Annotated in this window: 1 protein-coding gene; it reads left to right on the forward strand. The window is 73.3% G+C overall.

Features of this window, described 5'->3' with window-relative positions; all coding sequences use genetic code 11:
• Positions 1-924: bifunctional proline dehydrogenase/L-glutamate gamma-semialdehyde dehydrogenase (locus NQ160_RS24210; RefSeq protein WP_257517515.1), on the forward strand; the 924-nt coding region annotated here is incomplete at both ends.

The following is a 924-nucleotide window of genomic DNA, read 5'->3' on the forward strand; positions in this document are numbered from 1 at the left end:
GGCTCCTCGCGGGCGAGCGCGGCGTGCAGGCCGACGTCGACGTGGAGATGCTGCTCGGCATGGCCCAGGGCCAGGTGCACGCCGTCGCCCGCGAGGTCGGCCCGGTGCTGCTGTACGTGCCGGTGGTCCGTCCCGACGAGTTCGACGTCGCCATCAGCTACCTGGTGCGACGCCTCGAGGAGAACGCCTCGAGTGAGAACTTCCTCTCCGCCGCCTTCGACCTGGCTTCCGATGAGGCGCTGTTCCAGCGCGAGCGAGACCGCTTTCTCGACTCGCTCGAACGCAGCGCCGATCCGTCACTCCCGCTCGGACCGAAACGGACGCAGGACCGCAGTGTGGCGCCCGGCGCGGGCCCGCGCAGCATCCTCCGCGACGCCCCGTCGCCTGGTGACGGCGACGACGGTCTGACGCAGGCGGTGCTTGGCATCGCGCGCTCTGCGACCACCGACCCCGATGACACGGTGCCCGTGGAGCCCACCGCCGACGCCGTGCTGTTCGGCGGTGGGGAGTTCGTCGAGACGGCGGTCTTCGCGCCGCGCGAGACCCGCAGGGCGTTGGGTGCGCCCGGGTTCCGAAACGCCCCCGACTCCGACGCCGCCGTCCCCGCCAACCGCGCGTGGGCCGGGGGTGTGCTCGAGCGCATCGAGGTGAGCGCCGCCGGCGACACCACGATCGACGGGGCCCAGGTGGCCGACGCCGCCGCGCTGGAGCGCGTGATGGCTACGGTCGCCGAGAGCGCCGGCACGTGGGGGGCACTCCCCGCCGCCGACCGCGCCACCGTGCTCATCGCCGCCGGACGCGCCCTCGAAGCGCGCCGAGCCGAGCTCATCGAGGTCGCCGCGTCCGAAACGGGCAAGGTGTTCGCCGAAGCAGACGTCGAGGTGAGCGAGGCGGTGGACTTCGCGAACTACTACGCCGCCACCG

The sequence above is a fragment of the Microbacterium sp. zg.Y909 genome (genome assembly GCF_024626565.1).